The following is a 421-nucleotide window of genomic DNA, read 5'->3' on the forward strand; positions in this document are numbered from 1 at the left end:
CGCCCTGTGCAGTTCGAGATCACGGCCGACGTCAGGGCAAGTTTGCTTGCATGGCTTCAGCGGCGAGGTGGAACAGTCGACGACTACGCTTTTCCCAGTCGGGTCGATCATACCGATCATCTCAGCACGCGCCAGTATGCCCGATTGGTCGATGAGTGGGTAACTGCAATTGGGCTAAGACGCGAAGATTACGGCACACACTCGCTTCGACGCACGAAGGTCGCGATGATCTACAAAGCAACGGGCAATCTTCGTGCGATCCAGATCCTGCTCGGGCACACTAAGATCGAGAACACGGTCAGGTACCTCGGCGTAGACATCGAGGATGCGCTGGAACTAGCGGAGCATACAGAGATTTGAGCGAGTGCGGTCCCGCAACCAGCGGGGCCGTGCCTCTTGGGGAAAATGTTCCTGGTTCTTG

1 protein-coding gene is annotated in these 421 nt (G+C 57.2%); it reads left to right on the forward strand.

What is annotated here, in order from left to right; translation table 11 throughout:
* A partial coding sequence (locus tag QN222_RS30270; RefSeq protein WP_283966099.1) for a tyrosine-type recombinase/integrase occupies window positions 1-360 on the forward strand: 360 nt, incomplete at its 5' end.
* Window positions 361-421 lie beyond the last annotated feature (61 nt).

Origin of the sequence: Sinorhizobium sp. 6-70, assembly GCF_030124375.1 — a bacterium.
In the GTDB taxonomy this organism is placed as follows: Bacteria; Pseudomonadota; Alphaproteobacteria; order Rhizobiales; family Rhizobiaceae; genus Sinorhizobium.